Raw genomic sequence first — 8151 nt, 5'->3', positions numbered from 1 at the left:
ATGATCTTAGAGAATATTATTTAAGAAAGGTAGCTGAGGGAAAAAATAAAATGCTGGTACTGAATAATGTGAGAAATAAAATTATCCATAGGGCTTTTGCCGTTATCAATAAACAAAAGCCCTATGAAAAAAATTATATAAATAATTTGGTAACGTCATAGAAATCAGCCGCCAGAGATATTTGTCCTTCATTTAACTGGGAGCAACAATAAAACAGCAACAGACAACCCGCAAATCATTTACTCTAAAACACTCAAACGCAATATGCCTCTGCAAATTCTTTTGCAAAATCTGCCAGTTTTACTTTCCCTAAAACGGGTTTATTCCTGTTATAATCTTCATACAATATACCGCTTCCCTGGCTTGCCTGGGTTTCCACAAAACCTCTTGCTACCTGTTCATTAAAACCAATATTCAGCCAGTTTTGAAATAATTCTTCATCCGGAATAACCTTCCATTTCAGATCCGGCTGACCAATCGCTTCACCCAAAGCTTTTGCAATTTCATTCGGTGAAACTTCGTCACTCGCTACATAACGTACAGTCCTTCCATTAAACGGTTTTTCAATTTCTTCAGCAATCACATCTGCAATATCCAGCGGTGAAACCCAGGGTTCTTTCTGGTCGCCTCCCCAATTGGAAATGATAGAGCCTTTATTTTTGATGGTATTGATAAACGAAAACATATTGAAATAAATACCAACCGGACGGATAAATTTAATAGCAACATCCTCCGGCAGCTGTTTCAGAATATTTTCCACATGATGATGAAAAACAATAATTCCCGTTCCCTGATCCGTATGCGCGCCAATACTGCTGAGATGGATAATCTTTTTCACCCCCGATTGTTCCACCGCAGTTTTGTAGGCTTCCCCAATTTTGCTGATGGAGCCGATAAAATCAATACTTTTATCAAACAGATCTCCTGCAGCTTCCATGGTTTCCATTAAATAAATGATATCTGCTCCTTTAAATGTTGCAGTAAGGAAATCTGCATCAAACATGCTTCCTATGGCTGCTTTTGCTCCAATATTTTCAATAGCTGCGATTCTTTCCGCATTGCTGCTGATTACCGTCACAGTATGTCCTTTCTGTACCAGTTCTTCTGTAAGTGGCTTTCCGATGTTCCCGATGGAACCTGTTAAAACAATATTCATTTTTTATCTTTTTTGTTGGTGTAAAATTCTGAATATCCCGTAAAACAGGCTTATCCTAATCTGGCTTTTTCTTAACCAAAAATGAACTGATTGTGTATGTGACATTCTTAAATTTAAGTGCCAATAGATTTTTGCTTCAAACTATATGTTCATTTCAAATCACGCTCATTAGTATTTTCTATTTTTCATGAGGCCAATATTTCCCTAACTTGTATCCTTCAAACCAACTAAAGAAATAAAGAATACCCGCAGATAATTTCAGTTGAATCTAATTTCTGATGATTATCGTAAATATTTAAAAGCAAACAACAGCAAAACAGCTTCATCATTTTATGACGAATAAAGATTTTAATGCCCGCAAAGGGTTTATATTCAGCAGACATGTTCCGGAAGATATCTCTCATTTTGACCGGATCTTTGATGTTTTCAAAGATTTGCTGACCCACACTTCAGGGGACATTGAGGAAGCCTTTGAATGGCTTGATGTCCTGGATAAAGAATATGACATTTTCACCGACGAATATTCCCTTCAGGATTTTGAAGAGGATCTGAAAAAACGTGGCTATATCAAGGAGGAAGATGATTCCAAAGAAGGCAATTCAGGAACGGGGAAAGGCAAAAATATACTGACCGCCAAACTGGAGGCCGCTTTACGCGAGTACGCTCTGGATCAGATTTTCGGGAAACTCAAAAAAAGCGGCGCAGGAAATCACCGGACCACCAAAACCGGTGTAGGTGATGAGCGTGATGGTGAAAACCGCTCCTTCCAGTACGGAGATGACCTGTCTACGGTGAATATGACTGAAAGTTTAAAAAACGCACAAATCAATAACGGAATTTCAGATCTCCGCCTTACAGAAGACGATCTTATCATAGAAGAAACCAAACACAAAGCCCAAATGAGCACGGTGCTGATGATCGACATCAGTCACTCTATGGTTTTATACGGTGAAGACCGAATTACACCTGCTAAAAAAGTGGCGATGGCTTTAGTGGAATTAATTAACAGAAAATATCCCAAAGATTCCATAGATATTATTGTTTTCGGAAACGAAGCATGGCCGATTAAAATTAAAGATCTCCCCTATTTAAAAGTAGGTCCATACCACACCAATACAGTTGCCGGTCTGGAACTCGCAATGGATATTCTTCGCAGAAAAAGAAATACAAACAAGCAGATTTTTATGATCACCGACGGAAAACCAAGCTGCATCCAACTTCCCAGCGGAGAATTTTATATGAACAGCAATGGTCTGGATGAAATGATTGTTTCCCAGTGTCTCAACAGAGCTGCACAGGCCAGAAAACTAAAAATTCCCATTACCACTTTTATGATCGCTCAGGATCCTTATCTGCGTAAATTTGTGGAAGCTTTCACTGCGCAGAATAAAGGAAAAGCCTTTTTAACAGGACTTTCGGGATTAGGGCAAATGATTTTTGAAGATTACGAGAAAAACAGGATAAAAAGAATATAGACACTAGACATCAGATATGAGACTTTGAGATTTCTAATATATTCCCTTCGATAAATATTATTACTTAAAAAAGAAAATGAAAAACGATATTACATTTAAAGAATTAAAAAATTCCGGATATACGGACAAAACAATCAATCAGGAAATTCAGGCTAATTTAATTGCAAAAATTAAAGCCAAAGAACCTGTATTTGAAGGACTTTGGGGGTATGAAGACTCTGTAGTTCCCCAACTGAAAAAGGCTATCCTTGCCGGTCACCACATCAATCTCTTGGGTTTACGTGGACAGGCTAAAACCAGAATTGCAAGAAGCATGGTAACTCTTCTTGATGAATATATGCCTATCGTAAAGGGATCTGAGATTAATGACAGCCCGTTTCAGCCTATTTCAAAATATGCAAGAGATCTCATTGCGGAACATGGTGATGAAACTCCGATTTCATGGGTACACCGCTCGAACCGTTTCTTTGAAAAATTGGCTACTCCTGACGTGAATGTTGCCGATTTAATTGGAGATATTGATCCTATCAAAGCGGCCACTTTAAAACTGCCTTATTCAGACGAACGGGTACTGCATTACGGAATGATCCCGCGCGCCAACCGTTCTATATTCGTTCTGAACGAGCTACCGGATTTACAGGCCAGAATTCAGGTTTCATTATTTAATATTCTGCAGGAAGGTGATATTCAGATCCGTGGATTTCAGTTGAGAATGCCGCTTGACATTCAGTTTGTTTTCACGGCCAACCCTGAAGATTATACCAACAGAGGAAGCATTGTAACGCCTTTGAAGGATAGAATCGGATCACAGATTTTCACCCACTATCCAAAAACCATCGCGCTTGCAAGACAGATCACAGAGCAGGAAGCCCTGATTTCTTCTGAAGACAGGTCGCAGATCCAGATTCCTGGCCTGGCTAAAGATCTTTTGGAGGAAGTGGCTTTTGTAGCCCGCGACAGTGAGTATGTAGATGCGAAAAGTGGCGTGAGTGCACGTCTTACCATCAGTGCTATGGAAAACTTAGTGGCTGCTGCAAAATTACGTTTGATTGAATCTGATACTGAAAAAACAACAGTTCGTCTGCTTGATTTTATGTCGATTATCCCATCCATCACCGGAAAAATTGAACTGGTGTATGAAGGTGAGCAGGAAGGCGCAGATTATGTCGCGAAAATATTAATTGACCAGGCGGTGATGATCCAGTTTGAAACCCTGTTCCCGCGCATCTCCAAGTTGGAAAAAGAAGGCATAAAAACTCCATACACGGACCTGATCAAATGGTTTAACAAAAACCATCTGGAACTCAATTATACGGATACCGATGAAGAATTTTATACGAAGCTCAACAGCATAACTCCTTTGGTAGAAGTCGTTGAGGAAAACGCTTCCGAGTTAAGTACCGAAGACCAGAACTTCTGCAAAGAACTGGTTTTATGGGCCCTTACCATCAGTAAAAAATTAGACAAATCTGAAAACCAGTCTGCCTTTACTTTTGATTCTGCAGGGATTGGCCAGTATTTGCGTAATTAACAGAACTTATACATATAGAAACAGATTTATAACTGTATTTGAATAAACATAAGAGGCAGCCTTTTTGGTCTGCCTCTTTTTATATCTCATTCTTGGTCACATGTAAAAACTTATGAAGCATATCCAGTTTTATTTTCTAACGCAAAAAATATTATGTTATTTAAAAATTCACACCATTAATATTCTGTTAAGCCTGTAAGAATATTAAGTTTTGCCTGCTCTTTAAGACGTACAGCTTAAAAAATCATTTGATTTTTCTCAACAAACCTTACATCCGTCATTGATCTTAATATTAAAAAAAGAGTGAAATAAGAATTTGTTCTATCGGCAAAACCAAGAGCAAATCATTATAGATACGCTTTTATGGTTTTAAAAATCAAAAGGTATATTTGAGATAACGAAACGTTGTAAGTTTTGAAACCTATAATGTTTAATTGTATTTATTTTATTACCAAAGTTTTGAGACTGAGCTTGTATAAAATAAAGCCGAAGACGAAAGACTCCGACTATACGATAATAATACTATAGAACAGGTAAAGCCAGACAGAGTAAAAAACTGTAAGGTCCCTTTCTGGTACGGGGATATTGATAATTTGTGTTTTTTATTTATTATTGAACTCTATTATTTTTTATACTTACCAATCCATTTGTACAATGTTGTTTTGGGAATATGATAGTCATTTTGGATTTCAACTGCTGTTTTTTTGCCTGTTCTCATAAGTTCCAGCATAAAATCTATAATCTCCACCGTGTATACGTTTTTCCTGAATTGGGGAAGAGAGGTCCGGATATTTCGTTTTGCCCTTGTTGCAGGAGCATACAAAATCAAATGATGAGAGTAAATCCTGAAAAAGTCGTATTCAAGCAGCTTGCTCCACTTTAACAATACCAGAGAGTTAAGACTTTCTGATCGATACATTTTCTTTACTTCATCTTCATTGCATTTAAGGAAATTACATATTCTGGACATTTCTATCCTGTCTTCAGAAACCCTTTTCTCTATAAATCCACCTATATGAATATTTTTAAAACTGTCCATTGATATATAAGATATACTGATATTTTGTAAAAAATCCTTCAGCCAAACAAGCTGATTATAATGAGGGAAAATTAAAATCTGTCCAGCTGAAGGGAGGATGAATTACTTTGCTTTAAATTTTACTACAGTACTATTTGGATTAACCTTAAGCTATATTAAATTGTACTTTTATCAAGTTGCACTGACCCCATCTTAGCCGACGGATCTGAAAAAATAAACACGTAAAGAATCATCATTTGTTCTTTAGAATCGGGCTTCTAAACTTTGATTTTTATATTTAAGTAATTATCCTATTTTTTTATCACTTCCATTTGTCTGCTCATTTCTTCTGCATTCACTAACCTGGGACTAAACTATAATAGAAATCTGTTATCATCAAATTATCACCGTTAACATTTTGTTAGTCAAAGTAAAATTTTCAATATTTTTTTGTTAACCTAAACAAATTAAAACACTGATTAGCAATTTTTTAAAATTAAAAACATGTTATTTTTCTATCCAACCTATTTTCCGCCTTGATACAGACTCTCTTAAAAAGATAAAAAGCAGAAAAACCGCAGTTTGCCATGTACACCATAAGTATGGAAGATCCGAATCCCGCTGAATGTGCTATCTAATGACCGGAAAGATTTATCATCGCAGAAAAATAACGTAAATTTGCCCTGTCCTACTGAAAAAAGGATAGATTTCCAGCTTACATACAATGAAAAAAACGACACTTTCTTTATTCGCTATCTTTGTACATATTGCCATTCAGGCGCAAAACTTTGATGTTATTCCATTAGGTATATACGGCGGCGAGCAGGAAGATAACTTATCAGCTTATTTAGTGGGAGCTCCGGGAGAAAGTACCTTTCTCTGTCTTGATGCCGGTACCGTAAATACAGGAATACGAAAAGCAATTCAGCTGAAAAGTCTCAACGGAACGGAAGAAACAGTTCTGAAAGATCAGATTAAAGGCTATTTTATATCACACGGCCACTTGGATCATGTATCAGGTCTGATTATCAATTCTCCTGCCGATTCTAAAAAGAACATTTTCGCCATGGCACCGGTACTTCAAATTCTGCAAAATCATTATTTTATAACAGACACCTGGATTAATTTTGCGGATCAGGGCCAGAAACCTATGCTTGGAAAATACCTCTACAATGAGCTTCAGAATGGAGCAGAGATTCCCGCAGAAAACACTCCGTTTTTTATTACAGGCTATGAACTCAGCCATGTGAATCCATATAAAAGCAGCGCTGCACTGGTAAGAAAAGATGAACATTATCTGCTCTATCTGGGAGATACAGGTGCTGACCGTCTTGAGAAATCTGACCGTCTTCATGTACTTTGGGACCGTACCGCTGCGCTTATAAAAAAAGGACAACTCAATACAATATTAATTGAGGTCTCTTTCCCTAACAGTCAACCTGAAAATCTTCTGTTTGGCCACCTCACCCCTAATCTTTTACTGGAAGAGCTCAGCAGGCTGAAAGAAAAAACGGGGCAGAAAAATTTGGAAAATCTTCATATTGTGGTTACACACAGAAAACCTACAAAAGATAATCCGGAGGTTATAAAAAAAGAATTACTAAACAACAATCCCTTGAAGGTACATTATATCTTCCCGGAACAGGGCAAAAAAATCAGTTTACCCTAGATAATAAACAAGGCTGCCACAAAGGGCAGCCTCAATGTTTAAAAAATTATTTCCATCACTTTGTATTTTACTTTGCTAAATTCTGTCTGCTAGGCACTTATAATCATATTGGGAGAAGGCCTGAACTTTTTAAAGCTACATTAATCTAATTTTTCAACAAATAAAGTTGCCGAAGAAGCTACTGCAGGAACAGAGCCACTTGCTCCGATATTTCCGTTGGCATTAACAGTCACTCTGTAAACTTCTTTTGTATTATGCAGTATGATATGAGCATAGCCAATATCTCTACATGATTGACACAAATTTGGACTGTTATCGCTACCTGGCATACGATACCACGTTCCGGTAACAGCAGCGTTAGTTCCCCAAACTTCGACATTCGTAGCTCCGCTACCTCCTTTATGATAAAGCACTGAAGTATTATTATTTACAAGAGGCTGAAATTCTATAAACCCTGAGTTGTTAGCATTAGTTGCATTAAATCTTACTCTTAAATTACCAATAGTGACTACAGAATTAGTAGGGGTACTGGCATTAATAGGACTCACTATTGCCTTGGCATATTGAAGGGAAAGCAAGGTTCCTCCAGGAGTTCCTATTATTGAAAACGCCCAGGTAGTTCCCGCAGAAGATGTAACTCCGGTACTTTTGACAAATCCTGTGTATCCATTGGGTATTGTTACTGTATTGCTCCCTGTACCGGCAACATCAATCAATTCTGATCCGTTACCTTTTAATGTTAAGGTATTGCCTGATACATTTCTTATAAAATATTCCCTCCCCCAAATATTTTCAGCTCCTGTACCCAAAACAGGAAGAGTCCAAACCGGAGGAGTTGATCCTGTATTGGTACAGCTAATCACATGTTGTGTTGCTCCAATGGTATAGTTGGTCGAATTGCTTTCTGAATAGGAAGTTGCCAGAGATCCATTTACTTTAAGCGTACTTGTGGGTGTAGCGGTATTAATGCCCACTTGTCCGAAATAACCTACGCTTGAAACAAGAAGCATAAGCCTGATAAATTTATTTTTCATACATAAAAGGTTTTTAAATTTCATTTGTGTGTATTTGTTGCTTAATGAAAAAATTTTTCATGGGATAAAAGTAGACCGCACAGTATAACAAAAGAAGTAATACGCAATACTAATTGTATATGGTAAAGTTTATATCCTATCAGGCTGCACTTTTAAACAATTGGCTAAAATTATATTATATGACTCACTAGCAAAATGACAGATATCTGTCATTTTACAACAAATCCTGAATAAAACTCAATTGTACTTTACATTAACTGTGTTTACT

6 protein-coding genes are annotated in these 8151 nt (G+C 37.1%); 3 read left to right on the top strand and 3 right to left on the bottom strand.

The features are described 5' to 3' along the window. Positions 1 to 253: 253 nt before the first annotated feature. Positions 254 to 1156, bottom strand: coding sequence for an SDR family oxidoreductase (locus IW22_RS22905; RefSeq protein ID WP_034731829.1), 903 nt, complete (start codon positions 1154 to 1156; stop codon positions 254 to 256). A gap of 332 nt (positions 1157 to 1488) precedes the next feature. Between IW22_RS22905 and IW22_RS22900 the strand changes: the two genes are divergently transcribed. Both IW22_RS22900 and IW22_RS22895 read left to right on the top strand, forming a co-directional pair. Next, the gene (locus IW22_RS22900) at positions 1489 to 2631 is read left to right on the top strand and encodes a vWA domain-containing protein (RefSeq protein WP_034731826.1); all 1143 of its coding nucleotides are present in this window, start codon (positions 1489 to 1491) and stop codon (positions 2629 to 2631) included. A 76-nt stretch (positions 2632 to 2707) separates the two neighbouring features. Continuing rightward, positions 2708 to 4162: a sigma 54-interacting transcriptional regulator gene (locus IW22_RS22895; protein ID WP_034731824.1), complete on the top strand. Its 1455-nt coding sequence runs from the start codon at positions 2708 to 2710 to the stop codon at positions 4160 to 4162. Positions 4163 to 4784: 622 nt separating this feature from the next. On the opposite strand, the gene IW22_RS22890 is transcribed toward IW22_RS22895, so the two are convergent. After that, positions 4785 to 5201 (bottom strand): hypothetical protein, encoded by a 417-nt coding sequence (locus tag IW22_RS22890; RefSeq protein ID WP_034731821.1) that lies wholly within the window; start codon positions 5199 to 5201, stop codon positions 4785 to 4787. 703 nt (positions 5202 to 5904) lie between these two features. Between IW22_RS22890 and IW22_RS22885 the strand changes: the two genes are divergently transcribed. After that, positions 5905 to 6849, top strand: a complete 945-nt coding sequence (locus IW22_RS22885) for a 3',5'-cyclic-nucleotide phosphodiesterase (protein ID WP_034731818.1) — start codon at positions 5905 to 5907, stop codon at positions 6847 to 6849. A gap of 140 nt (positions 6850 to 6989) precedes the next feature. Here IW22_RS22885 and IW22_RS22880 read toward each other — a convergent pair whose 3' ends face one another. Further along, positions 6990 to 7883: a hypothetical protein gene (locus IW22_RS22880; protein WP_131401786.1), complete on the bottom strand. Its 894-nt coding sequence runs from the start codon at positions 7881 to 7883 to the stop codon at positions 6990 to 6992. Positions 7884 to 8151 lie beyond the last annotated feature (268 nt).

It is taken from the genome of Chryseobacterium sp. JM1 (assembly GCF_000737715.1).
Lineage (GTDB): Bacteria > Bacteroidota > Bacteroidia > Flavobacteriales > Weeksellaceae > Chryseobacterium.
This window is presented reverse-complemented; position numbering and strand designations above follow the sequence as displayed.